The 21,966-nt window shown below is 57.3% G+C and carries 24 protein-coding genes and 1 tRNA gene; 12 read left to right on the top strand and 13 right to left on the bottom strand.

Annotated features, from left to right (window positions below):
- The first annotated feature begins 30 nt into the window (after nt 1-30).
- From ASQ50_RS07395 to ASQ50_RS07380, 4 genes are read left to right on the top strand one after another with little or no spacing between them, the layout of a single operon-like run.
- Nucleotides 31-780, top strand: a complete 750-nt coding sequence (locus ASQ50_RS07395) for a ParA family protein (protein ID WP_058090469.1) — start codon at nt 31-33, stop codon at nt 778-780.
- Nucleotides 781-830: 50 nt separating this feature from the next.
- Nucleotides 831-1,502 carry an alpha/beta hydrolase gene (locus ASQ50_RS07390; RefSeq protein ID WP_058090470.1) on the top strand — a complete coding sequence of 224 codons (672 nt, stop codon included), beginning with the start codon at nt 831-833 and terminating at the stop codon, nt 1,500-1,502.
- Nucleotides 1,503-1,521: 19 nt separating this feature from the next.
- Nucleotides 1,522-2,088 (top strand): NADPH-dependent FMN reductase, encoded by a 567-nt coding sequence (locus ASQ50_RS07385; protein ID WP_058090471.1) that lies wholly within the window; start codon nt 1,522-1,524, stop codon nt 2,086-2,088.
- A gap of 59 nt (nt 2,089-2,147) precedes the next feature.
- Nucleotides 2,148-3,548: a hypothetical protein gene (locus tag ASQ50_RS07380; protein ID WP_058090472.1), complete on the top strand. Its 1,401-nt coding sequence runs from the start codon at nt 2,148-2,150 to the stop codon at nt 3,546-3,548.
- Here the strand turns inward: ASQ50_RS07380 and ASQ50_RS21395 are convergent.
- The 4 genes from ASQ50_RS21395 to ASQ50_RS07365 all read right to left on the bottom strand — a co-directional run bounded on the left by ASQ50_RS21395 (nt 3,545) and on the right by ASQ50_RS07365 (nt 6,490).
- Entirely contained in the window at nt 3,545-3,997 is a 453-nt protein-coding gene (locus ASQ50_RS21395) for a hypothetical protein (protein WP_227513279.1), read from the bottom strand. The genes ASQ50_RS07380 and ASQ50_RS21395 overlap by 4 nt on opposite strands.
- 83 nt (nt 3,998-4,080) lie before the next feature.
- Nucleotides 4,081-4,671 (bottom strand): flavin-containing monooxygenase, encoded by a 591-nt coding sequence (locus tag ASQ50_RS21390; RefSeq protein WP_227513278.1) that lies wholly within the window; start codon nt 4,669-4,671, stop codon nt 4,081-4,083.
- Between the two features lie 22 nt (nt 4,672-4,693).
- Nucleotides 4,694-5,620 carry a hypothetical protein gene (locus ASQ50_RS07370; protein ID WP_058090473.1) on the bottom strand — a complete coding sequence of 309 codons (927 nt, stop codon included), beginning with the start codon at nt 5,618-5,620 and terminating at the stop codon, nt 4,694-4,696.
- 39 nt (nt 5,621-5,659) lie between these two features.
- Complete coding sequence (locus tag ASQ50_RS07365) at nt 5,660-6,490, bottom strand: SDR family NAD(P)-dependent oxidoreductase (RefSeq protein ID WP_058090474.1); 831 nt, start codon at nt 6,488-6,490, stop codon at nt 5,660-5,662.
- A gap of 166 nt (nt 6,491-6,656) precedes the next feature.
- Between ASQ50_RS07365 and ASQ50_RS07360 the strand changes: the two genes are divergently transcribed.
- Nucleotides 6,657-7,268, top strand: coding sequence for a TetR/AcrR family transcriptional regulator (locus ASQ50_RS07360; protein WP_058090475.1), 612 nt, complete (start codon nt 6,657-6,659; stop codon nt 7,266-7,268).
- A gap of 139 nt (nt 7,269-7,407) precedes the next feature.
- On the opposite strand, the gene ASQ50_RS20970 is transcribed toward ASQ50_RS07360, so the two are convergent.
- From ASQ50_RS20970 to ASQ50_RS07350, 3 genes are all read right to left on the bottom strand, one after another.
- Nucleotides 7,408-7,563 (bottom strand): hypothetical protein, encoded by a 156-nt coding sequence (locus tag ASQ50_RS20970; protein ID WP_156509984.1) that lies wholly within the window; start codon nt 7,561-7,563, stop codon nt 7,408-7,410.
- A 191-nt stretch (nt 7,564-7,754) separates the two neighbouring features.
- Nucleotides 7,755-8,048 carry a hypothetical protein gene (locus ASQ50_RS21190; RefSeq protein ID WP_197492724.1) on the bottom strand — a complete coding sequence of 98 codons (294 nt, stop codon included), beginning with the start codon at nt 8,046-8,048 and terminating at the stop codon, nt 7,755-7,757.
- A 197-nt stretch (nt 8,049-8,245) separates the two neighbouring features.
- The gene (locus ASQ50_RS07350) at nt 8,246-8,947 is read right to left on the bottom strand and encodes a DUF3800 domain-containing protein (protein ID WP_058090477.1); all 702 of its coding nucleotides are present in this window, start codon (nt 8,945-8,947) and stop codon (nt 8,246-8,248) included.
- A 248-nt stretch (nt 8,948-9,195) separates the two neighbouring features.
- On the opposite strand from ASQ50_RS07350, the gene ASQ50_RS07345 reads away from it, so the two are divergent.
- Complete coding sequence (locus tag ASQ50_RS07345; protein ID WP_058090478.1) at nt 9,196-11,445, top strand: hypothetical protein; 2,250 nt, start codon at nt 9,196-9,198, stop codon at nt 11,443-11,445.
- A 2-nt stretch (nt 11,446-11,447) separates the two neighbouring features.
- Nucleotides 11,448-11,993 carry a hypothetical protein gene (locus ASQ50_RS07340; RefSeq protein WP_058090479.1) on the top strand — a complete coding sequence of 182 codons (546 nt, stop codon included), beginning with the start codon at nt 11,448-11,450 and terminating at the stop codon, nt 11,991-11,993.
- 61 nt (nt 11,994-12,054) lie between these two features.
- On the opposite strand, the gene ASQ50_RS07335 is transcribed toward ASQ50_RS07340, so the two are convergent.
- From ASQ50_RS07335 to ASQ50_RS07320, 4 genes are all read right to left on the bottom strand, one after another.
- Nucleotides 12,055-12,130, bottom strand: a tRNA-Phe gene (locus ASQ50_RS07335).
- A gap of 118 nt (nt 12,131-12,248) precedes the next feature.
- Nucleotides 12,249-12,521, bottom strand: a complete 273-nt coding sequence (locus tag ASQ50_RS07330; RefSeq protein ID WP_058090480.1) for an oxidative damage protection protein — start codon at nt 12,519-12,521, stop codon at nt 12,249-12,251.
- 83 nt (nt 12,522-12,604) lie between these two features.
- Nucleotides 12,605-13,669 carry an A/G-specific adenine glycosylase gene (gene mutY, locus ASQ50_RS07325; RefSeq protein ID WP_058090481.1) on the bottom strand — a complete coding sequence of 355 codons (1,065 nt, stop codon included), beginning with the start codon at nt 13,667-13,669 and terminating at the stop codon, nt 12,605-12,607.
- Entirely contained in the window at nt 13,666-15,840 is a 2,175-nt protein-coding gene (locus ASQ50_RS07320; RefSeq protein ID WP_058090482.1) for an AsmA family protein, read from the bottom strand. Before ASQ50_RS07320 ends, mutY begins: the two co-directional genes overlap by 4 nt.
- Nucleotides 15,841-16,033: 193 nt before the next feature.
- Between ASQ50_RS07320 and ASQ50_RS07315 the strand changes: the two genes are divergently transcribed.
- The 5 genes from ASQ50_RS07315 to hisF all read left to right on the top strand — a co-directional run bounded on the left by ASQ50_RS07315 (nt 16,034) and on the right by hisF (nt 19,594).
- Nucleotides 16,034-16,495: an SRPBCC family protein gene (locus ASQ50_RS07315; protein WP_058090515.1), complete on the top strand. Its 462-nt coding sequence runs from the start codon at nt 16,034-16,036 to the stop codon at nt 16,493-16,495.
- A gap of 106 nt (nt 16,496-16,601) precedes the next feature.
- On the top strand, nt 16,602-17,195 hold the full coding sequence (gene hisB / locus ASQ50_RS07310) for an imidazoleglycerol-phosphate dehydratase HisB (protein WP_058090483.1): 594 nt from the start codon (nt 16,602-16,604) through the stop codon (nt 17,193-17,195).
- A gap of 27 nt (nt 17,196-17,222) precedes the next feature.
- On the top strand, nt 17,223-17,864 hold the full coding sequence (hisH, locus tag ASQ50_RS07305) for an imidazole glycerol phosphate synthase subunit HisH (RefSeq protein ID WP_058090484.1): 642 nt from the start codon (nt 17,223-17,225) through the stop codon (nt 17,862-17,864).
- A gap of 209 nt (nt 17,865-18,073) precedes the next feature.
- Nucleotides 18,074-18,811: a 1-(5-phosphoribosyl)-5-[(5-phosphoribosylamino)methylideneamino]imidazole-4-carboxamide isomerase gene (hisA, locus tag ASQ50_RS07300; RefSeq protein WP_058090485.1), complete on the top strand. Its 738-nt coding sequence runs from the start codon at nt 18,074-18,076 to the stop codon at nt 18,809-18,811.
- Nucleotides 18,812-18,820: 9 nt separating this feature from the next.
- Complete coding sequence (hisF, locus tag ASQ50_RS07295; RefSeq protein ID WP_058090486.1) at nt 18,821-19,594, top strand: imidazole glycerol phosphate synthase subunit HisF; 774 nt, start codon at nt 18,821-18,823, stop codon at nt 19,592-19,594.
- A gap of 100 nt (nt 19,595-19,694) precedes the next feature.
- On the opposite strand, the gene ASQ50_RS07290 is transcribed toward hisF, so the two are convergent.
- Both ASQ50_RS07290 and ASQ50_RS07285 read right to left on the bottom strand, forming a co-directional pair.
- Nucleotides 19,695-20,477, bottom strand: coding sequence for a divergent polysaccharide deacetylase family protein (locus ASQ50_RS07290; protein WP_156510056.1), 783 nt, complete (start codon nt 20,475-20,477; stop codon nt 19,695-19,697).
- A gap of 38 nt (nt 20,478-20,515) precedes the next feature.
- On the bottom strand, nt 20,516-21,910 hold the full coding sequence (locus ASQ50_RS07285; protein WP_058090488.1) for a S41 family peptidase: 1,395 nt from the start codon (nt 21,908-21,910) through the stop codon (nt 20,516-20,518).
- Nucleotides 21,911-21,966: the final 56 nt, after the last annotated feature.

Genomic DNA, 21,966 nt, shown 5'->3' with positions numbered 1-21,966 from the left:
TTAACACCAGACACGGCAGGAGCCTCCGTCATGAGAATAATTGCCTTCTATAGCCCCAAAGGTGGCGTGGGTAAAACTGCCGCTGCCGTCAACATGGCCTACCTTGCCAGCCGCGAGAATATCAGCACCCTGCTTTGGGATCTGGACCCGCAAGGAGCTGCCAGCTTCTACCTGGCCGGCGCCGAGATGGTCAAGGGCCGCAAGCTGTCCAAACTGCTGGAAGGCAAATCCCCCATCGCCCGCTTCATCCACGAAAACGTCTACCCCAACCTGGATTTCATTCCCGCCCACAGCAGCTTTCGTAACTTCGATATCAAGCTGGAGCAGGAAGAAGGGCACAACGCCCTGAAGGATCTGCTGGCACCGCTTTCAGAGGATACCAGTCTGGTTATCCTGGACTGCCCGCCAACGCTTTCCCGGCTGACCGAACAGGTACTGGAGGTGGCGGACAAGGTCTACGTGCCTTTGGTGCCAACCTGGCTTTCACTAAACAGCTGGAACCAGTTACGGGAGTTTGTGAAAGACAAGAAGCTGGGGAACAAGAAGCTGCGGCCGTTTTTTTCGATGGTGGACCGGCGCAAGAATTTGCACAGGGAGATACTGGCCCAAGGGAGTGAGTTGTTCGGGCACCAAGTTCCAGCGGCGGTGCCCTATGCCAGTGCGGTTGAACGCATGGGAGAGGAAGGACAGCCGCTTGAACTGCTGGCGCCAAATAGCCCGGCCGCCGTCGAGTTTCGTAAGCTGTGGGTGAGCATCCGCAAGGATCTTTGGGCTCGCTGACTCAGAAAATGTTAAAGTCGCCGGTCATTACCTGACCTTCCGGAGGCCCGATGACAGCCCTGAACACCCTGCAAATCGATACCGGCGACAACCCCCAAATCACCATTATCTGGCTACATGGCCTGGGCGCCAGCGGCCATGATTTCGAACCCGTGGTTCCGGAATTCCGCTTCTCCCAAGAGCAGCCGGTCCGCTTTATCTTCCCCCACGCCCCCGAGCTGCCGGTGACCATCAACGGCGGAATGGTCATGCCTGCCTGGTACGACATCCTGGCCATGGATGTGGACCGTAAGGTAGATACTGAGCAACTACGTGCTTCTGCCGGCATGGTGGCCGAGCTTATTCAGCAGGAACGGGAACGGGGTATTGCCAGCGAGAACGTTATTCTGGGTGGTTTCTCCCAGGGTGGCGCTGTGGCCTATGAGCTGGCGCTGAGTTACCCGGAGCGGCTGGGTGGCCTGTTTGCGCTGTCTACCTACTTCGCTACGGCTGACTCCATTCAGTTAAGTGAGGCCAATCGCAAGCTGCCGATCTTTATAGGGCACGGCCGATTTGATCCGATTGTAGCGGAGCATCTGGGCCTTGCGGCGCAGCAAAAGCTGCAGGAACTTGGGTATGAGCCGGAGTATTACTGCTATGGTATGGAACATAGCCTTTGTCTGGAGGAGGTGAGGGATTTGGACAAGTTTTTGTCCCGGCTTATCAGCAAAACTGAACAATGACTGAAGAAGGAAATCCGGTATGCCTCTCAAGCTACAAACGATCATCTGCAGCACCCGCCCTGGCCGTGTTGGCCCATCCATCGCCGAATGGTTTAACGGTTTTGCCAACGAGCAGGGCAGCTTTTCCAGCGAGCTGGTAGACCTGGCGGAGTTTAACCTCCCGGTTTATGACGAACCTAACCACCCCCGCCAGCAGAAGTACCAGCACGACCACACCAAGGCCTGGTCTGAGAGCGTCGCCAAGGCAGATGCCTACGTGTTCGTGATTCCCGAATACAACTTCTGCCCGCCACCCTCCTTCATGAACGCGATCAACTATGTGTACAACGAGTGGAATTACAAGCCCTGTGCCTTTGTCAGTTATGGAGGTGTTTCCGGCGGCCTGCGTTCCGCGCAGATGGCCAAACAACTGGTTACGACGGTGAAGATGATGCCCATGGTTGAGAGCGTGATGGTGCAGATGCCCTGGGAACTGCTGGATGATAATCGCAGATTCCAGCCGGCAGACCACCACACCAGTTCGGGGGGCAGTATGCTGGCCGAGCTGGCCAAGTGGGCGGATGCGCTCAAAGCCATGCGCCAGTGAGTGGGCCAAGTGCCGACCCCGGAACCTGATCCGGTTAATACCGGCGGAGGAAGTGCGACTTGTTCTATCTAACGGTTGCCGTGCTCAGCGCGGCACTCCTTGGTTTTGCGGTTCTTGGTCTGCGCGCAAGACGGGCGGACGGTCTGCTGGATGACTATGTCACCGCCCGAAACTCTCAGAGCGCACAGGCCATCGGGCTATCGTTCCTGGCCTCGGGCATGGGGGCGTGGATTCTTTTCGCGCCACCGGAGATTGGTGCGTTTGTGGGGCCTGTGGCGCTGGCGGGTTATGCGGTCGGCTCCGCGTTGCCGTTTCTGGTGCTGGGATTCTATGGCCCTGCCATCCGTAAGCGGCTACCGGCAGGCCGGAGTATCGGCGAGTTTGCCGAGGCTTGCTACGGTGCCGGTGTCAGGCGCTGGGTGTCGATGGTTTCGGTCGCCTACATGGCCTGTTTCCTGGCGGCGGAACTCACCGCTATCGGCGCCATTGCCGCGCTGCTTTCCGATGTGCCGCCCGCGTTGGTGATTCTCGGTGTGGCACTGGTCACCCTCATTTATACCTCTGTCGGTGGATTGAGGGCGAGCCTGGCCACTGACCGTTGGCAGGCCAGGTTGTTGTTGGCCCTGTTGCTGCTGGTGGGTGGTGTGGCCTGGTACTGGCTGCCCTCCATGCCAACAGAGGCAGTCATGCCTTCCGTGCCGGTTGGCAGTGCGCTGTCTGTGGCGCTCACTCTGGTGATTGCGGTGACTGCCGCCAACCTGTTTCATCAGGGCTATTGGCAGCGAGTGTGGGCAGCTGAAACGGACCGTGCCCTTGGGCGCGGCGCGGTGTTGGGCGGCATCAGCACGTTCATGGTGGTGATGGCCATTGGTGGCCTGGGGATGCTGGCGGCCGTGCATGCATTACCGCTGGGCGAGCCTCCCATTCCATTCTTCGCGTTGCTCTCCGCCGCGCCCGCCTGGCTTGCTTTGCCGGCGCTGGTTCTGGCGGTGACGCTGGTGGCCTCCAGTGTCGATACTTTGCAGAACGCCATTGCATCCATGGCGGTGGCCAGTTCGGGAAGGCGCGGCCTGTCAGTACGTGCTGCCCGCTGGGCGACAGTGATACTGATGGTGCCGGTGGTCTGGGTGGCGCTTCAGGGCTTCTCTGTGCTTCGGCTGTTCCTGATTGCAGACTTGCTGTGTGCGGCGATTGTGGTGCCGGTGCTGCTGGGATTGTGGCGCCGTATGTCACCGCTGGCTGCAGTGGCTGGTGGTCTGGCCGGGTTGCTCGGTGCCGTGCTTCCCGGCTGGGTGAGCCAGGGGAGCTTCACCGCAGGAGCTCTGGCGGCGAGCTTTCCGGACAGCATCCCGACGCTGGCGCCATTCCTTGGCGCCTTGCTGGCATCGAGCCTGGTCAGTTTGCTGATAGCCTGGTTGTATCCGGGTACCCGGGCTCAGGAGGCTGTCGGGCGGCCTTAAACGGTCTCGCTCGCCAGCAGGCGGTAATCCTTTAGCTCCAGATCGGCCATCTGCTTTGCGTATTGTGTTGCGAAGCCGGGGTACATCGTCGCGTTGAATCCATCCTCGGTGAGGTACCAGCTTTGGCATCCGGAATTCCAGTTGGTTTTGGCCAGCCGGCTCTGGATGCTTCGGTTGTGGTCGTCCTGGGCTGATTGCCGAACATCCAGGGCTTTGAGCTTGAGGCTCTTGATGGTGCGAATGCTCCGGACGATGTAATCCATCTGGGATTCCATGTAGACGAGCGCAGAATTGTGGCCTGGCCCGGAGTTTGGCCCAAAGGTGAAAAACAGATTGGGATAGCCCGACACGTTGATGCTCTTGTACGCCTGGGCGCCTCGCTTCCATTCCTCGTTCAGTGAGCGACCGCCGATGCCGGTAATCGGGAACGGTGTACCGGCGTTACTCACCTCAAAGCCGGTGGCAAACACAATGCAGTCGAACTGGTGCTCGATGCCCTCTACTGTGCGGATTCCGTGTTGGCTGATCCGGTCTATCGGCCAGGTGGTATGGCGCTGGCACCCGTGCCGATCACCGCGATGCGTTTGCCCTTGAGGTCGTAATCATGATCCCAGGCGGCGCTGTGTATCTTCTTGCCCTCAAACTCGTCCAGGCCGGCGATACCGGGCCAACCGGGGTTGGAAAGCGGCCCCTGGGCCATCACTGCGGTGCGCCCTGAAAACACATCGCCATCCGTGGTCGTTGCCTGCCAGAGGCCTTTGTTCTGGTCCCAGGCCAGGTTGCTGACATTCTGGTGGAACCGGATGTATTGCCGAAGGTTGAAGTGATTCACCAGGTGATGGATGTATTCCAGAATTTCCCGGCTTCCCGAGAAACTTCGGGACCAGTTCGGGTTCTGGGCGAACGAGAAAGAATAGAGATTGGAGGGGATGTCGCAGGCAGCCCCCGGATACTGATTGTCTCGCCAGGTGCCTCCAACATCGTCTGATCGCTCCAGAATGGTTATGTTGCGAATGCCCTGCTGTTGCAGGCGAATGGCGGTGCCCAGGCCGGCAAAGCCGGCGCCGATAATCAATGCGTCGGCGGGCGGCTGCTGTTGAGCAAGCGGTTGGTTGTTCTTCATCAGGCAATCTCGTAAACGGTGGTCAGGCGGTCGGGTGATAGGTGATCTCTTTGACCCAGCTGGGTACGGCCGGAAACGCCTTCCTTGGGATGACGTCAGCCACCTTCACCAGGGCATCAATGGGCGCGTGGTAGAAGCGTTTTTTGCGGTCGACCACGAACCGGCCGTGGTGCTTGATGATCTGGAACCAGGGGTTCCTTCGACCATCGACAGTACGCCCGCCGATCTTCTCGAACTTCCGCATGGCCTCGTACAGCTTCTCCTCAGGCAAGCCCATCTCGACAATGTTGTCCCGCATCTTGTTAAGCAGCGGAAAGTAAGAGGCAATGCCCAGAATCAGTCTCGGGTCCATCAGCTGCGCGGTCATCCGAATAAGCTCGATGTAGGTTTTGCCATGGCCCTGCATTTCCATCACGGTGAAACCCACGCCAAGGTGGCGGGCCTCGTCACCATTGATCAGTTCGAAGGCTTGGTGGCACACCGGGTCGTCTACCGTATCGAGGAGGAACTTGCACAGTGCGCCGTCGAGCGCGATTTCCAGCATGGGTACCACGGTGCCCAGCACATAGACCGGCTGATCATCGGCAAACCTGTCCAGCCACTCAATGACCAGCCTCAGGTTATTGTTTGGCTCCGGCAATTCGCCATCTTCCAGCATGCCCCAGCGTTTCATTAAGGCCATTTCGGCGTTGGCGTGGCGCTGTTCTTCGGCGTGGAAATAGGTGTAAATCTGGCGCAGGGTGTCGTCCGGGGCCTTCTTGGCCATCGCCGCAAAGGCCCTGGCACCCACGTGCTCGATCCACATAAGGTCTGCCATGAAGGCTTTCAGTTTTGGCCACTGTTCAGGGGTAATCAGCTCAGCGCCCGGAGCATCCCAGTCGACATCCGACAGGCTCCACTGAGTGTTTTTGATCTTTTCCAGCATGTTATCGAGATCAATCTTTGCCATGTCAGTCTCCTGGCTTGTGGGGAGGGTTAAGGCCTGTCATCAGACGAACTTGGACGTCATCCGGCGATTAATAAGCCCCGTGATCGCTGCATAGGAATTCGGCAGCAGACGTTTGATTCGCCAGATCATGCGGGCATCGACCTGTGGCATGACGTACAGCTGTTTGTTATCCAGGCCATCCAGAGCCATGCGAGCAACCTTGTCGGCGGACATGCCGATGCGGTCCATCAGCCGGTTAAACAGGTCATTGGATTCGCCCTGTATGCGGCCGTTGGCCGAGATGTTGGTTTTCACGAGGGTAGGGCACAGCGCGGTGACGCTGACGCCGGTGCCGGAGAGTTCTGCCGCCAGGGTTTCTGATATCGCCAGCGCAGCCGCCTTGGTGGCGTTATAGGGGCCCATAAGCGGAGCCGCGGAGAAGCTGGCGGTTGAGGCCACATTGATAATGCCGGCCTGCTCCTGCAGGCGCAGCAGGGGCGCGAACACATGGCAGCCATAGACCACGCCCCACAGGTTGATGTTGACCGTCCACTCCCAGTCTTCGATAGACGTTTCGCCAATGGTTTTACCGCCCACACCAACGCCCGCGTTGTTAATCACCAGGTTGACCGGTTCCGGCAGCAACTCGTCGGCTTTATCAGCCAGCGCCTGTACCTGTTCCAGCTTGCTGACATCACAGGCGACCGCCCATGCCTGGCCACCGAGGCGGCGGACTTCGCTGGCGGTTTGTTCCGCGGCGTCCAGGTTGATGTCAGAGCACACCACAAGGCCCCCGCGCCGGGCGAGCTCCAGTGCCAGCGCTTTGCCGATGCCGCTGCCAGCGCCAGTGATGACTGCACGAGCATTTTTAGTCAGAGATTTATTGAACATGAAGATTTCCGCAGTTTTGATGTAAGTGTGACGCTGCCAGGGCTTGTGCCGCCCGAAAGGGACAAAACCTGTGCCGAATAGGCCTGAAAGCCTTGCCCTGCTTGTGTTTGCGCCCTGCTGACTGCAGATTAGAGCGAACGCTTGTTCGGATTCAATTCGGAAAATTATGCCCAGAAAACCAAAACAGGATCGCTCGCGCGCCACGGTGGACGCGATCGTAGAAGCCGGATTTATTGCCCTGAGTCAGCGCGGGCCGGCTGACACAACAACACGACACATCGCTGAAATAGCAGGTGTGGGGGTAGGTTCGCTTTATGAATACTTCGAGAACAAACAGTCGATCTTCAACGCCATGAGCCAACGCTTCATCTCCGACACAGCGGCGATGATCAAGCCCTTAACGCCAACCCTGGTACAGATGCCCATTGATGAGGCCATTCGCACATTGCTGAACCAGTTCCGGAGTTTTCTTGAGCAGGACGATGGCCGGTACCTCAAGTGTGTGCGATACGCCATGGCGGTGGACTTTGAGCTCCACCTGGACCCGCTCTACAAGGTGCTCAATAACGTCATCATGCGCTACCTGATGGAGCACCCGGAAACCCTTCGGGTTAGCCGCATTCCAGCGATCACCTACATCGGAATTAATGGCGGCATATTCGCCGTTATCCGTCATTTGTCTGACCCGGACCCGATGGTCAGTTTCGATGAAATGGCGGACGGACTGGCGAGTATGATTGGCCATTACATAGCGGCGGAGTTGTCGCTTTTGGGGTAAACCACACTTGAGTGATTTTCGACGCTTGTCTATTATTCGTCTCAACACGGCCCCAATCGGTTGATCTGCTCTGCAGTGAAGCCGCTGCGGGGTTTTTTATTGCCTGCGTTTTCGACAGGCGCGGCCACCATTAAGCACTTCACTCACCTTGGAAGCCGAGCCGATAAAGGGAACGAGATCTTTGTTCTTCAGCTTCCCGGGAGTCCTCTTCTGGATCAGCCTCCATCAGTGCCATAAGGCGCTCCAGAGCCGCCTCGTGCTCCTCCGGAGTTTTGACGATTATCAGATGGTCCATGATGCCTTTCCGTCAAAATGTTTTCTTGCTTTACTCAGCGTGTATTCCAACGCCTTTGTATACGAAGTGGCCGAAAGGTCATTGAAATTAGCCTGAGGTAGCACTATAGTTCGGAACAGCTCATCTACCAGCCCTCGGGCGTAAGTGTGGAAGGAGTTACGGCCCCGTCCTCTTCGAGGGCGCGGCCAGCCTTATTTCCTGCCTGTGTTTCGTTTCCAGCGTTTTGTGTACTTGTACCGTTGGTGTTGGCGTTCGATGTAGAAGGCCGTCCAGGGGAGTGTGTAGGTTGCGCGCTCAGCTAAAACGACGAGATAGCCTTCCGCCTCAAACCACAGATGAATCCGGTTTTCGTTGCCTCGTTTCTCTGACCACACTTTCAAGGCCGGGTCATTCTCGTTTTCGATGACAGGACGCGGCCAGCGGATTCGTTCACATCGCCTGAAATCCGGTGTTCTTTCTGATTCCGCGCTGCCTTCGCTGGTCATGTGCCAGAAGGTTGCCTCCTTCCCGTCTATGACCGGGTGCCGTTTTAACGCCAGACGCTGTCCCCGGAAGAGTGGCTTGGAGTCCACGAAATCCCGGCAAAAGATTTGGTAAATCGCATCAAGGTACTGCTCCCAGTCACCGCCATAGTCAGAAAACAGCTCCAGTTCGGGTAGCTACTCGGGTGTTCCATCCATGGTCAAATCCTGCTGCTCCAAATCAAAAGATTAAACTTCAGCTCGCGCATCATTGTATTCAGTGTTAGCCGATAGCCGCTACGCTGCCGGATTCTGGCGATGAGAGCTTCTTTGGCGCTATTTCCGGATAATTCGCGGTGCAGATAGGACAGGGCACCTATCAGCAAGTCCGCTATCTGCAGGTGCTCGACTTCATGGGAGTGAACCCGTTTAACGTCTGCAATCATTTTGCGGGAGAAGTCGTATACATTGGTGCACAGAATGTCCTGAAGCTTTTCGACCTTCTCATGACCCAGGGTGTCTTTAATGTCGATGTAGACGTAGTAGCGTGAATCCGGGTCAAAGACGGTTTTCAGCATTGTGAAATACATCTTGTAGTACCACTCGTCGTGGTCCTGTCGATGCCTTTCATGGTCCAGCACACTTTTGTCCGGAACGACCAGGCCACGGAAATGCAGGTCGTCATCGTCGAAAAAGTAATCAATGATGTCCTGATAGAAGGCAAACTTTGATGGGCTCACCTTGGTCCATTTGATTTCAAAACCCCGTTCGAGGCCGTGTTTCTGTTTGATTTCTCGAATTCGCTCGGCAATTTCCAGCCGTTTATCTTTGGGGCACCAGACCGCCCCCAACACCATTGCTTTCTGGCCGTCGTTCTCCAGATGGCAGGATTCGTCACAGTACACGTTGTATTCGGTAGTCATGCTGAAAGTCCTTGTTCAACAATAGCTGCGGCCAGATGGCGGCGGGTCTCGCTCGCCGCCGTTACTTCTTGATTGCAACCATCTGGTTTTGCGTGGTTTTGTGGCTTTAGGTTAGCCCATATCGTTAGGTTACAGAAGGTTTGTGTGGTTGATCACGCATGGTGCTTGCATTTCTTGAGGCGCAAGAGGTATGTTCCATATCGCTCAGGAGAGCGTAGGGATAGATCAACGGACAAGGAAACGGAACAGTGTCCTATCAGTTATACGTTGCTGGTGGCTACGGCTTCACCGAGAGGATTTTGCCGTCGTTACTACACCCTTCCGACGCGGTGTCCATCGCACAGGATTATTTTTCACGCGGTTACCAGGGTGCTCACATAGAGCCACCTCCGGATGGGGGCTATCGCGCCCTTGAGCAATCATCCAGCAGTGAGCGCCAGGCAATACTGGATGCCTTGCAAAGCGGCCAACTGGTTCTGGGCCGCCTGGATAGCGCAGCCTTTGGTATCTTCACCAAACGCACAGCCAGTCCGGAACACCTCCGCTCTGATTTGCCGGCGTCTCTGGCAAGCCGTTTGCGAGACCGTTGGCCCACCGGCGGTAGTGCCGGGCCAGGAGTTCGATCAGACTCCTTACATGCGCCTGCCGCCCAAAACTATCAGCTTGCACCAGAGCCGGTTGCGGAGCCCGTACCAGGTAAAGGCCCCTATAGCCTGATCATTGAGTATCGCTGGCCGGATGGCACTGGTGTAGCGAACCTGCCGTTTGAGGTAGGAACGGATTTTGAAAGCGTCACCGGAGTTCTGGACCATCAGGGTGCCGCTTCGGTGGAGGGCCTGCATGGCCGGTTTGCCACCGTCAGACTGGGCTCAAGCGCCACAGACGATGTGGTCCGGCAAGAACGCAAGACAATCATAGCGGGCCTCCAGCGCCTGCTGGAGCAGGAAAGGAAGGACTACGAGGCCCGGGAAACGGTCTACCAGCAGATGCCTCGCCACGAAAAGGCTCTGGTGAGCACCGGAGCGGTGTTTCAGGGCGCTTATGACGCGGGGATCGGCCTGTTTGATTTTGTGGTTGGCGTCAGTGATTTGGCTAATCCAACCAAAACATTGATGGACGGGCTTAAATCAGCATGGTCTGCAAACCAGGATAACGGAGCCAGCAGCTGGTACGAGACCTTCTACAATCTCTATGACGACACGCGCCGGGAGCGATGGGTGCGAGCGATTGGGTTCTCTCCCTCTGACATCAGTCGGGAGGACATTGCAAAAGCATATGAGTTGGCCAGTCTGGTTATGACGGATGCTCAGCTCAGCGCTGCTCTGAAAGACTTTGTAACCGATTATGCCGCCATTCAGCACCATACCGATTATGCCTACATTTTCGGAGCGATAGCGTTTGAGCTGGTTTTGGCCGGTTTGCTGGCGGCAACCACATTGGGAGCGGGTAATGCGGCGCAGGCGTCCAGCCGTATCCGACATGCTCGGATTCTGGCGGGGCTCGGGCCGGCATTCGGGCGATTTGCCGAGGCGCTAAAGCTTCAAGGGTTGCGCAAGATATGGCGCGATTTCGACCTGAACAGGAAAAATCGTTTTGAGGCTGAAGCATCGCCGCGTCCAAAGGGCGTGGATCCCGACCCCGTCCAGCTAAGCACGAGGCCAGGGAAAGTGCTGCCCAGGTCCTTTGACGAGGCAAAGAAGCTTTTAGGAGATGCTCGGAATTCCATCATCGCCAATGGCAAGGCCCCTTCGCCCAAGTACACCCAGGCACAGCTGCACCGCATCGCTCAAGAGGGTTTTGCAGACGAGAAGTTCATTGTCCGCTTGGTAGAAGAGCCCCATGTGCATCGAAATGGCCCCCACAACGGAACATTGGGTAAGGAAGGTCCGGCCGGTGTGCAGGTCTGGTCAACGAGTTTTGATCAAATAGCGCACCTGGATACGGACCCTAAATTGATCACTGAAGCGATGGGTGTGAATTACAAGCCAGATGCCAAGTACAAGCTGGCCATCATCGATCAGGCGGACGCAGTTAGGTATGCGGATGCTGAGACGATTGTTCCCACATACGGAAATCTCACGAAGTTTGTTGACGATAAGTTGCCGGGCAAGGTCGAAAATCCTGCTTTGACGAAGGAGGTTATGACGCCTGACTATGCGGGGGAGTATGAATCGTTAATCAGTAACATGCCTCCACCCGCTTGGGCCAACCCGCAAATACGTAAGGCGTATTTGAGAAAGGCGGGGCTTGGCCAGGACGGGATAAAGAAATTTAATACTCGAATAAGTATTCAGAACAGTACAGGCGCTAATGAGCACTTTACTGGTAATGGCCTGACCAAAACGACCAACTCGACCACGGAACAGCCGGTGTATGGCGTTGTGGAAGCATTCAGTTTACATAAGAACCCCAAAACCTTCCGGCAGATGACGGGAATGGAAGGCGGCACGCAGTGGGTGGAGCTGGTGGACCTTGAACCGATTAATTTTGGAGCTTAAGAATGGCATACCCGAAACTGCCCGAGTGGCCGATTATTGACCCTGAAAACCCTCCCGAAGGGTATTATCGTGTCGCCAAGGTCATGAATCCGGAGGACGACACAGCGCCCTGGCATGTTTTTGCTGTGGAACGTCATCTAATATTTGGCCAGAAAGTGTGGGTTAAACTAGGTGATGATGACCCGGGCGAATTCGCAACCGCGCAGTATGAATTCCCGATGGGCGCTGCTAGATGGTTTGTAGAGACGCTTAAGCGCTTTTTTCTCGAACCGGATCACCCGAATGCTGTTCCCCGAGGTGCTATTACTATCGAGGAAGAAGTTGACGGTGAAATGCTGGGTGTAACCCGAGGAGCTCAATACGGTAGCCTGCTAAAAGGGATAGCGGGGTACTCGCTGGACAATCTGAACCGTTTCGAGCACACATCGTTTGGTCCCGATGACAACTGGTGCCAGATGTTCAAAATGGGCGATCCGTGGTTGTTTGAGCAAGGCTTGCTGGATGTCTTCAAAGATATCGCGGAACGGCATGAGAGAGGAGAGTTCTAGAAAGGGGTGGACACCTTAAACAACAAAACCCGCACAAGGCGGGTTTCGTCAGAATTCTTAATGGTGCCCGGAGGCGGAATCGAACCACCGACACGGGGATTTTCAATCCCCTGCTCTACCAACTGAGCTATCCGGGCGTGTTGAGCTATGTGCTGCAACGGGGCGCTATTAAACCGGTTTAGGGTTGGGTAGTCAAGGCCGCCCGGCAAAAAATTTCAGAATCTTTTCCGGTTGTTCAGGCCTTGATCAGTTTGGCTATTTTTCCGGTGGAACGTAGCCCTCGGCCTTGTCGAATGGCTCGTTGTTGAAGAAGCGTTCCATCTGGGCCTGAAGGTATTTCCGGTTGTTCGGGTCCATCATGCTCAGGTGCTTTTCATTGATCAGCATGGTCTGCTGGTTCTGCCATTCTTCCCAGGCCTGTTTGGAGACGTTGTCATAGATCTCCTGGCCTTTGGGGCCGGGCATGGGGGGCATGGCCAGGCCTTCCATTTCTTTCTGGTATTTGCGGCAGAATACGGTGCGGCTCATGGCGGCTCCTGTGTTGATGTTCAGTTTGGCGAATGATAACAGATCAATTCCGGGTGTGACTTGAGCATCGGCAATTGCTGGGGTCAGAGCAGGGCGGCTTGCTCTGGTTCTGTCAGCAGGGTGCGAATGGGGGCCGGCAGGCCCAGAGACAATGCTTCATCACGATGCAGCCAGCGGTGCCTGTCGGAATCGGCAATGCCGGATACGTCTATGACTGGCAGTCGCGCGGGTTGGATGTGCAGGTGGTAATGGCTGAAGGTGTGCCGGAAACCGCTGATCAGGTCCGGATCCTGGCAGGTGATACCCAGTTCTTTCTCACAGGCTTCCTGCAGTTCCTCCGAGCCGTAGGCCGGGTCCAGTTCCGGCAGGCTCCACAGGCCGCCCCAGATGCCGCTGGGTGGCCGGCGCTCCAGCAGGATGCGGCCTTCGCCGTCTTCCAGGATCAGCATCCAGGTGGTTTTTTCCGGTTTGGCTTTTTTCGGCTTTGAGCCTGGGTAAAGCTTTACCTCATTGCGCGCCCTGGCTGCACAGCCATCGCTGATGGGGCAGGTGTCGCAGGCGGGTTTGCTGCGGGTGCACACCATGGCGCCCAGGTCCATGATGGCCTGGGTGTAGTCTCTGGCCCGGTCATCGGGCGTATGCGTTTCGGCGTGTTCCCAGAGTGTGTTGAGCACCTGGGTTTGCCCCGGCCACCCGGGTATGGCGTGATAGCGGGCGAGAACCCGTTTTACGTTGCCATCCAGAATGGTGGCCCGTTTTCCGAAGGCCTGTGCAATGATGGCGGCGGCGGTTGAGCGGCCAATGCCGGTGAGGGATTCGAGTTGCTCCTGGTCGCAGGGGAACTCGCCCCCGAATTCCTCAACCACCTGTTTGGCGGCTTTGTGCAGGTTGCGGGCGCGGGCATAGTAGCCCAGGCCAGACCAGTGGCTGAGGACATCGTCTTCCGGTGCGGCGGCCAGGGCATGCACATCTGGAAAACTCGCCATGAAGGCTTTGAAGTAGGGAATCACCGTGGTGACCTGGGTCTGCTGAAGCATGATCTCAGAGACCCACACCCGGTATGCGTTGCGGTTATGGTGCCACGGCAGGTTGTGCCTGCCGTGTTGGTCGTACCACGCCAGTAGCTGGTCGGCGAACCGGTCGCTCATCGGTTGAACAGCCCCCGAACGGCATCCCGCACACGCTCGCCATCTTCGCCCAGGCGCTTGTCGATTTCCTCGCGAGCCTTCTCTTCGGCCCGCTGCTTGGCGCGATCTGTCTCTTCCCGAACCTTTGCTCGGGCCGCATTGGCGGCGATGTCTTTGAGGGTGTCACGGAAACGTGAACCGTCGAATGAGCACAGGCCTGCGGGGTTCTCAACGAAATTGCCGCGGCATTCCACCGGAATCACCACGTTCTGTACGTATTCGGTTACCCGGCAGGCATTGTCACGGTGAATCTCGCCCACAATTCTGAGGCCCAGTTCGTAATCCAGCTGGCTCTGTTCCATGTCTACCGTGCCGTCGCCTTCCAGCCGCATACCGGCGAGTGCGGCAACCAGGTCAGTGTTGTTCAGGGTGTTGCCATCAATTTTCAGGGTGCCGCGCATATCATTGAAGGGTGTGTGGGTGCCCCAGTCGGTGGTGCCCAGGGTTTCCTGGTTGGCCAGCGCAATGCCCTGGCAGGCCATGTGTGTCAGGTTCATGTTGCGCAGCATGCCCTCGGCCAAGTTGAAGCTGATCTCGCCTTTGGCATTGCTGCGCAGGGTAGAGACGCGGTTGCCGTTGGTGTCGACAGCCACTTTCAGGTTGGCCGCGCCAGATAGCATGTCTACTTCGGCAAGGTCGGTAAGCAACGGCAAGGTTTTTACATTGGTCACATCAGAGCGAACCCGCCATTTCGGGTTGTCTGTGCGGGCATCGATGGTGACGTTGGCGCCGAAGCTGCCGTCATAGAGTTTGCCGCTGAACTCATCCACTTGCAGCAGGCCGTCTTTGGCGGTGGTGCTGGCCTTGATCTCGTTGATAGTCAGGTTGCTGATGATCAGCTCGCCCAGGCCAAAATCGATATCCAGCAACAGGTCGCGAAGGGTTTCCAGTGGCAGCAGATCGCCTTCCGGGCCCGCTTCGGCGGCTTGCTGTGGAGCAGCTTCTTCTTCATCGGAGGCTGGCGGCAGGTAACGGTCGGCGTTGATCTTGTCGCCCTGCAGGTTGAAGGTCAGCCCACCGTTGGTCAGGTTGTAGCTGCCGCCGCCGTTGAAGGTGGTGTCATCCAGGGTGATTTTCAGGTCGCTCAGGGCAACGGTGCCCGGCTGGCCGCCAAGGTTGGTGGACAGTGCAATGGCTTTGAGCACATCCGGATCGTCGGTTTCTATCGCCGGCTGGCCCAGATTGCTCAGGAGTTGCTTGAGCGAGAAGCTGGCAATCTCCAGGCGGCCATCCAGTGCCGGCTGATCGCCAAAGCCTTGAACATTCAGGTTGGTGCTCAGCTTCAGGTTAGCCAGGCTGGCGGTGAAGTCGTTCAGAGAGGCGGTTTCCTGCTCCAGGTTGGCCTGCAGCGAGCCGGCTACTTCGGCCTTAACGGATTTGCCGCCGAACGGTTCGCCGTTCATGTCAAAGACTGCCTTGAGGCCGGATACCGCAAATTCGTTCAGGGCCTGATTAGCGTTCACGCGGGCACTGATGCTGCCATCAGCGGCAAACTGCGGTTGGGCGGTTTCCACCTTGAAGCGAATATCCAGGGGGAATTCCGAGCCCAGGGTGATGTTGCTGGCGGAAACCGTGAAATCTTCCAGGGTCACGGACTGGCCGGTGCTCAGGTCGTTGTAGTGAACCCGGGCGTTGGTGATTTCGATGTTCTCAACGTTGAAGTCGAGCATCTCGCCGCCTGCGGCTTCCTCGGATGCTGTGTCTGGCTCCGCTGCCGCCTGTTCAGGCGCCTCGGCGGGTTCACCTTCGGGCATGATGCGCGTCCAGTTACCTTCGCCTTGTTCATTCACCACCAGCCGCGCATCCAGGCCATCCAGCAGGAAGGTGTTCACCCGCGGCGCCATCGCAATCAGTGACCAGAAATCAATCTGGGCAACCAGCCGCTCCAGCGCAACCAGGCGCTCGCCTTCCAGAGTTGCTTCGACATCGTTCAGCTCAAGGCCCAGAGGAATGAAAGACCAGCCAATGTCGCCTTCCAGAATTAGATCCAGGTTGGTGTGTTTCTCAACCGCAGCCTCAATCTGGGGTTTGTAATCATTCGGATTGATCACGGCAACGGCAATGGCAACAGCGGCGACCGCCAGCACAATCAGGGCGATCACGGCATAAAGCGCATAGCGAATAACTTTCATGGTACGAGTTCCTTTTCTTCCCGGCAGGGTGTGGTACCTGACTATTACGGATGAATAACCCAAAGGATAACGCAGGGTTAGTAAATTAACAGTGCAGGAATATGACAATGCGTTAGTCTTGGTTCAAAATACCCTCTTTTCCGAGGCCGGCGCGAACGCCCGGCACATAAATAAGCACAAGAAGGAGTCGGCTGTGGCCATTACCGTATCGATTGAGCTGAACCGGGACCTGGAGATTCCGGCAGGCTATGATGATGTTTTCGATCTTCTGGCAGACGTTCCCCGTTCTGTCAGCCACTTTCCGAAAGTCGACAAGCTGGTTGATCTTGGTGGCAACGCCTACCGCTGGGAAATGGAAAAGGTGGGCGTTGATAAGCACGCGATCCAGACTGTCTACGCCTGCAGCTACCACCCGGACAAAGACGCCGGCAAAATCACCTGGGAGCCGGTAAAGGGTGAGGGTAATGCCGAAGTCAGCGGCTCCTGGACCATCACCGCCAATGGCGACAACGCCACCAAGGTGCGTTTCCAGACCAGGGCCCAACTGACAGTGCCCCTGCCCAGCCTGCTCAAACTGGCCATCAGCCCGGTCATCAAACACGAGTTCAACAGCCTTGTAGACACCTACATGAATAACCTGAAGAGCGCGTTCTGAGCTATCAGGGCGATTGATGCGGTTGCGGGACTCCGGCTGTGTTAACAGGTATAATCTGCGAATTGAATGTTTACAGTAGCAAGCCTGTTTTCTAGACGGAGTCTCCATGGCTGAACGCAAGGCTCGGGTAGAGCGAAATACCCTTGAAACCCAGATCTCTGTCGAGATCAACCTCGATGGCACCGGCAAAGCCTGCTTTGACACCGGCGTGCCCTTCCTTGAGCACATGATGGACCAGATTGCCCGCCACGGCCTGGTAGACCTGGACATCACCTGCAAGGGCGACCTGCACATCGACGACCACCACACCGTGGAAGACATCGGCATCACCCTGGGCCAGGCTTTCAAACAGGCCGTGGGCGACAAAAAAGGCATCCGCCGTTACGGCCACGCCTACGTGCCCCTGGACGAAGCCCTGTCCCGCGTGGTCATCGACCTCTCCGGCCGTCCCGGTTTGCTCATGGACGTACCCTACACCCGCGCCAGCGTGGGCGGGTTTGATGTAGACCTGTTTGCCGAGTTCTTCCAGGGCTTCGTCAACCACTCCATGGTGACCCTGCACATCGACAACCTGAAGGGCAAGAACACCCACCACCAGATCGAAACCGTGTTCAAAGCCTTCGGCCGCGCACTGCGCATGGCGATTGAAATGGACGAGCGCATGGCGGGCATCACCCCGTCCACCAAAGGCGCCCTGTAACCGGTCACCGAAAGGAACAGAACCACAATGAAGACCGTCGCCATCATCGACTACGGCATGGGCAACCTGCATTCCGCCCGCAAAGCCGTGGAGCACGTGGCCCCGGACTGCACCGTACTGGTTACAGACGATGCCGCCAAAATCCGCGAAGCCGACCGGGTGATCCTGCCCGGCGTTGGCGCCATCCGCGACTGCATGGCCGAAATGCACCGTTTGGGCGTGGTCGAACTCGTCAAAGAAGTTTCCCAGGACCGCCCGTTCCTCGGCATCTGCGTCGGCATGCAGGCCTTGATGGCCCGCAGCGAAGAAAATGGCGGCGTGGAAGGCATCGGCCTGTTCCCGTCCGAAGTCCGCTACTTCGGTGATAACCTCACCGAAAACGGCGAACGCCTGAAAGTGCCCCACATGGGCTGGAACCAGGTGTACCACACCGTAGAACACCCGCTCTGGCACAACATCCCGGACGGCGACCGCTTCTACTTTGTGCACAGCTACTACGCCGAAGCCGACGGCAACGCCGACATGGCCGGTCGCACCCGTTACGGTGTCGACCTGGCTGCGGCGGTGGCAAGAGACAACATATTTGCAGCGCAGTTCCACCCGGAGAAAAGCGCCCGGGCAGGCCTGCAGTTGTTGGAAAACTTCACGAACTGGACTGGAAAAAGCTGAGGGAGAAACTCGTTCGTTGCTGCTCGGATGATTTTGCGGGCAAGAAACGAGTAGCCCGCTGATGCGGGGAGAGCCCTCCGGGACTGTCTGCAGCAGGGATGCTGCAGTCAAGCGTACACGGACGTATTCACAGCGTGTCCCGGAGGGCTCTCCCCGTAGCAGTGGGCGGGCGGCCATCTCCCATACGGCAAACTCCGAGGAAGAACAAAATGCTGATTATCCCCGCTATCGACCTGAAAGACGGCAAATGCGTAAGACTGCGCCAGGGCCGCATGGAAGACTCCACCGTATTCGGTGACGACCCCGTAGACATGGCCACCAAATGGGTCAACGCCGGCGCCCGCCGCCTGCACCTGGTCGACCTCAATGGTGCCTTCGCCGGCGAACCCGTCAACGGCGAAATCGTCAAAGCCATTGCCGTGAAATACCCCAATTTGCCAATCCAGATTGGTGGCGGCATCCGCTCCGCCGACACCATCGAAGCCTATCTCAAGGCCGGCGTACAGTGGGTCATCATCGGCACCAAAGCCGTTAAAGAGCCCGAATTCGTCACCGAAATGTGCAAAGAATTCCCCGGCCACATCATCGTCGGCCTGGACGCCAAAGACGGCCGCGTAGCCACCGACGGCTGGGCCGAAGTCTCCGAAGTTATGGCGGTAGACCTCGCCAAGCGCTTCGCCAACGACGGCGTATCCTCCATTGTTTACACCGATATCGCCCGCGACGGCATGATGCAGGGTGTGAACGTGGAAGCCACCGCCAAGCTGGCAGAAGAGGGCGGCATTCCGGTGATCGCCTCCGGCGGCGTCACCAACATGGACGACCTCAAGCGCTTGGCCACCGTGGCTGACAAAGGCGTGATCGGCGCCATCACCGGCCGTGCCATCTACGAAGGCACCCTGGATGTGGCCGAAGCACAAGCCTACTGCGACAGCCTGAAAAACTGAGGACAGATCATGGCACTGGCAAAACGCATCATTCCCTGCCTGGACGTCGACAAAGGCCGCGTGGTTAAAGGCGTCAACTTTGTCGATATCCGCGATGCCGGCGATCCTGTTGAAGTGGCCCGACGCTACAACGAACAGGGCGCGGACGAAATCACCTTCCTGGACATCACCGCCAGCAGTGAAAGCCGCGATACCACCTACGAAACCGTCGAGCGCATGGCGGCGGAAGTCTTCATTCCGCTGACCGTGGGCGGCGGTGTGCGCACCGTCGATGACATCCGCAAGCTGCTCAATGCCGGGGCCGACAAGGTCTCCATCAACACGGCCGCGGTGTTCAACCCGGAGTTTGTGCGGGAAGCAGCGGAGCGTTTTGGCCGGCAGTGCATTGTGGTGGCCATTGACGCCAAGCAGGTAAGCGCAGAAGGGGAAGAAGCGCGTTGGGAAATCTTCACCCACGGCGGCCGTAAGCCCACCGGCCTGGATGCCGTTGAATGGGCTAAAAAGATGGTGGATTTGGGGGCGGGTGAACTGCTGCTGACCAGCATGGACCGCGACGGCACCAAGATCGGTTTTGATCTGGGGCTGACACGAGCCATCAGTGATGCCGTGGCGGTGCCGGTGATTGCCTCAGGTGGTGTGGGTGAGCTGCAGCATCTGGCGGATGGCGTTACTCAGGGTGGTGCCGATGCGGTACTGGCAGCCTCCATCTTCCACTTCGGTCAGCACACCATTCCCGAGGCCAAGGCCTTTATGAAAGCTCAAGGGATTGAAGTTCGGGACTGAAAAGACTTTTTTGCCACGGACACTCACAGACGTTCACGGACAAAAGAGAAAAATAACTTTGTTGTTGTCCGTGTGATTCCGTGTGTGTCCGTGGCAAAAACTAGTCCTTGTCACTTTGGGCAACAGACAACACCACCGGCTGTTTCTCACCCTCTGCAAACATCTCCCGGTTGCCATTGCGCATGGCCCAGATGCCGCTCACGGTCGCCACCGCAATGCCCTGTTCATCCAGTTTCGGCAAGTGCTCCTCCAGATAATCCACGGTCACTTTGTGGGGGTGGCCAATGCCGATGGCAGTGCCTTTTTCTTTGGCGGTTTTGATCAGAAGCTGGAACTGCTGGTCTACAAACTCTTCGGTTTGTTCGTGGTCCAGGAATACGTCCCGGGTCAGGCTGGGAATCTGGTAGGCCTGTGCGACTTGCCCTGCGATTGAGTTGGCGATGGTACGGCTGTCAACAAAATACACCGGGTATCGGTAAAGCTCTTTCATTACCCAGTCCATGGGCTGCAACTGCTGGGTCAGCAGGCTGCCCATGTGGTTGTTGACCCCGCTGACATGGGGAATAGATTGCAGAGAGCGCCGAAGTGTCTTGGTAAAAGTGACTTCATCCATATCGGGGGTAAGCCCCCCTGGGCCCAGGCCAAAATTCCGTGTATTGGCCATCGGTGCGTGCAGCATGATTTCCTTGTTCTGCTGGTAGGCCATCTTCGCGAGGGAGGTGGTGTGTTTGCGGTAGGGCAGGAAGGCCAGCGTCAATGGCTGTTCCATGTTTGCCAGCCGCTGCCCCTCGTAAAGGTTGTGGCCCATGTCGTCAATGATGATGGCAATCGTCGGGGGATATCGATCTCCCTCCGGGCTTGCGGCAATAGCCGCTGGCCCCATGATTATGCCAGCCAGCAGAATAACAGTTTTCAATAGCCTCACTGACTTTTGCCCTGATCCCGCCGGTTGAGAATGTTCATGCCTTTAAGCAGGTTCAGCGCGGAGCGCAGCTGGTAATCGCGCTCTGCTGCCGATGCCGGCGTTTCGGCCTGTTGTTGACGTTCGAGGCGTTCCTGTTCCTCATCCTGGCCTTGCAGGTGACCGCTGAGGTCTGCCTCGGTAAAGAACGGACGGCCGTCAAGTTCGGTCAGCTCGGCGGGTCGCACCTCAATGTCTGGTTTGATACCGGTAGCCTGGATTGAACGGCCTTCCGGGGTGTAGTAGCGGGCTGTGGTCATCTTGATGGCGTGGGTTTCGTCCAGCGGGATAACCGTTTGCACACTGCCCTTGCCGAACGACTTTGTGCCCATGATGACCGCCCGGCGGTGATCCTGCAGCGCACCGGCGAGGATCTCGGAGGCGGAGGCGGAGCCTCCGTTGATCAGAACAACGATGGGGGTGCCTTCCATAATGTCACCGGCTTTGGCGCTGAAGCGAAGCCGTGAACTCTGGATGCGCCCCTCGGTGTAAACGATCAGACCTTCATCCAGCAAGGCATCTGCGGTTTCGACGGCTGCCTGGAGGACGCCGCCCGGGTTATTGCGCACGTCGATAATCAGACCATCCAGGTCGCCGCCGTGCTCTTCTTCCAGTTTGGTCAGGGCCTGGCGGAACTGCCGCCCGGTTTCGGCCTGGAACTGGGTAATACGAACGTAGCCGTAACCGTTTTCAATCATCCGGGATTTAACGCTGGTTACCTTGATGACATCGCGGGTAACGTCGATCTCAATCGGGGCGCTTTCGCCCTCTCGCATGATGGTAAGGGTCAGTACCGTGCCCGGTTTGCCGCGCATGAGTTTCACGGCTTCCTCAAGCGACATGCCTTTGACTGGTTTTTCGTCCAGTTTGATGATCAGGTCGCCCGCCAGCACACCGGCTTTGTGAGCGGGGGTGTCGTCAATGGGGGCAATGACTTTTACAAAGCCGTTTTCCATACCCACTTCAATGCCCAGACCGCCAAACTCACCGGAGGTACTTTCTTCCAGTTCCTCGTAATCCTTGGGGGCCAGGTAGGTAGAGTGGGGGTCCAGGTCAGACAACATGCCTTTGATGGCGCTTTCGAGGAGTTTGCGGTCTGACACCTCTTCCACATAGGCGGCTTTAATACGGCTGAAGACTTCGGTGAACTTCCTCAGGTCATCCAGGGGCAGTTGTTCTTCCGGGTCAGGGAGCTGAATCTGTACCCGCTCGCCGTTCTGGATGCCTTCGAGAATTTGCTGGGTCTGGGCTTCCTGGTCTTGTGCCAGGGCCAGTCCGGGGGCGGCCAGACAACAGGTGGCAAGTGCGATGGCACGTAGTGGTGAGATCTGGAGAGTACTTCTAACCCGTTTCATTCACATATCCTGTTGTGTTTCCGCCTAGGCTCCAGACAGTATGGCGCCCGGCGCGG

The sequence above is a fragment of the Marinobacter sp. LQ44 genome (assembly GCF_001447155.2).
Lineage (GTDB): Bacteria > Pseudomonadota > Gammaproteobacteria > Pseudomonadales > Oleiphilaceae > Marinobacter.
The sequence above is the reverse complement of the archived record's forward strand: the minus strand, read 5'-3'. Positions and strand labels throughout refer to the sequence as shown.

Excerpts from the sequence above, each read along its gene's own strand:
- ASQ50_RS07365 (WP_058090474.1), bottom strand. The coding sequence starts at position 6,490 with ATGTTCAATAAATCTCTGACTAAAAATGCTCGTGCAGTCATCACTGGC.
- hisA (WP_058090485.1), top strand. The coding sequence starts at position 18,074 with ATGCTGATTATCCCCGCTATCGACCTGAAAGACGGCAAATGCGTAAGA.
- ASQ50_RS07370 (WP_058090473.1), bottom strand. The coding sequence starts at position 5,620 with ATGGCAAAGATTGATCTCGATAACATGCTGGAAAAGATCAAAAACACT.
- ASQ50_RS07330 (WP_058090480.1), bottom strand. The coding sequence starts at position 12,521 with ATGAGCCGCACCGTATTCTGCCGCAAATACCAGAAAGAAATGGAAGGC.
- hisH (WP_058090484.1), top strand. The coding sequence starts at position 17,223 with ATGAAGACCGTCGCCATCATCGACTACGGCATGGGCAACCTGCATTCC.
- hisF (WP_058090486.1), top strand. The coding sequence starts at position 18,821 with ATGGCACTGGCAAAACGCATCATTCCCTGCCTGGACGTCGACAAAGGC.
- ASQ50_RS07395 (WP_058090469.1), top strand. The coding sequence starts at position 31 with ATGAGAATAATTGCCTTCTATAGCCCCAAAGGTGGCGTGGGTAAAACT.
- ASQ50_RS07360 (WP_058090475.1), top strand. The coding sequence starts at position 6,657 with ATGCCCAGAAAACCAAAACAGGATCGCTCGCGCGCCACGGTGGACGCG.
- ASQ50_RS21190 (WP_197492724.1), bottom strand. The coding sequence starts at position 8,048 with ATGACCAGCGAAGGCAGCGCGGAATCAGAAAGAACACCGGATTTCAGG.
- ASQ50_RS07390 (WP_058090470.1), top strand. The coding sequence starts at position 831 with ATGACAGCCCTGAACACCCTGCAAATCGATACCGGCGACAACCCCCAA.
- ASQ50_RS21390 (WP_227513278.1), bottom strand. The coding sequence starts at position 4,671 with ATGAAGAACAACCAACCGCTTGCTCAACAGCAGCCGCCCGCCGACGCA.
- ASQ50_RS07320 (WP_058090482.1), bottom strand. The coding sequence starts at position 15,840 with ATGAAAGTTATTCGCTATGCGCTTTATGCCGTGATCGCCCTGATTGTG.
- ASQ50_RS20970 (WP_156509984.1), bottom strand. The coding sequence starts at position 7,563 with ATGGACCATCTGATAATCGTCAAAACTCCGGAGGAGCACGAGGCGGCT.
- hisB (WP_058090483.1), top strand. The coding sequence starts at position 16,602 with ATGGCTGAACGCAAGGCTCGGGTAGAGCGAAATACCCTTGAAACCCAG.
- mutY (WP_058090481.1), bottom strand. The coding sequence starts at position 13,669 with ATGAGCGACCGGTTCGCCGACCAGCTACTGGCGTGGTACGACCAACAC.
- ASQ50_RS07285 (WP_058090488.1), bottom strand. The coding sequence starts at position 21,910 with ATGAAACGGGTTAGAAGTACTCTCCAGATCTCACCACTACGTGCCATC.
- ASQ50_RS07350 (WP_058090477.1), bottom strand. The coding sequence starts at position 8,947 with ATGACTACCGAATACAACGTGTACTGTGACGAATCCTGCCATCTGGAG.
- ASQ50_RS07290 (WP_156510056.1), bottom strand. The coding sequence starts at position 20,477 with ATGGGGCCAGCGGCTATTGCCGCAAGCCCGGAGGGAGATCGATATCCC.
- ASQ50_RS07340 (WP_058090479.1), top strand. The coding sequence starts at position 11,448 with ATGGCATACCCGAAACTGCCCGAGTGGCCGATTATTGACCCTGAAAAC.
- ASQ50_RS07385 (WP_058090471.1), top strand. The coding sequence starts at position 1,522 with ATGCCTCTCAAGCTACAAACGATCATCTGCAGCACCCGCCCTGGCCGT.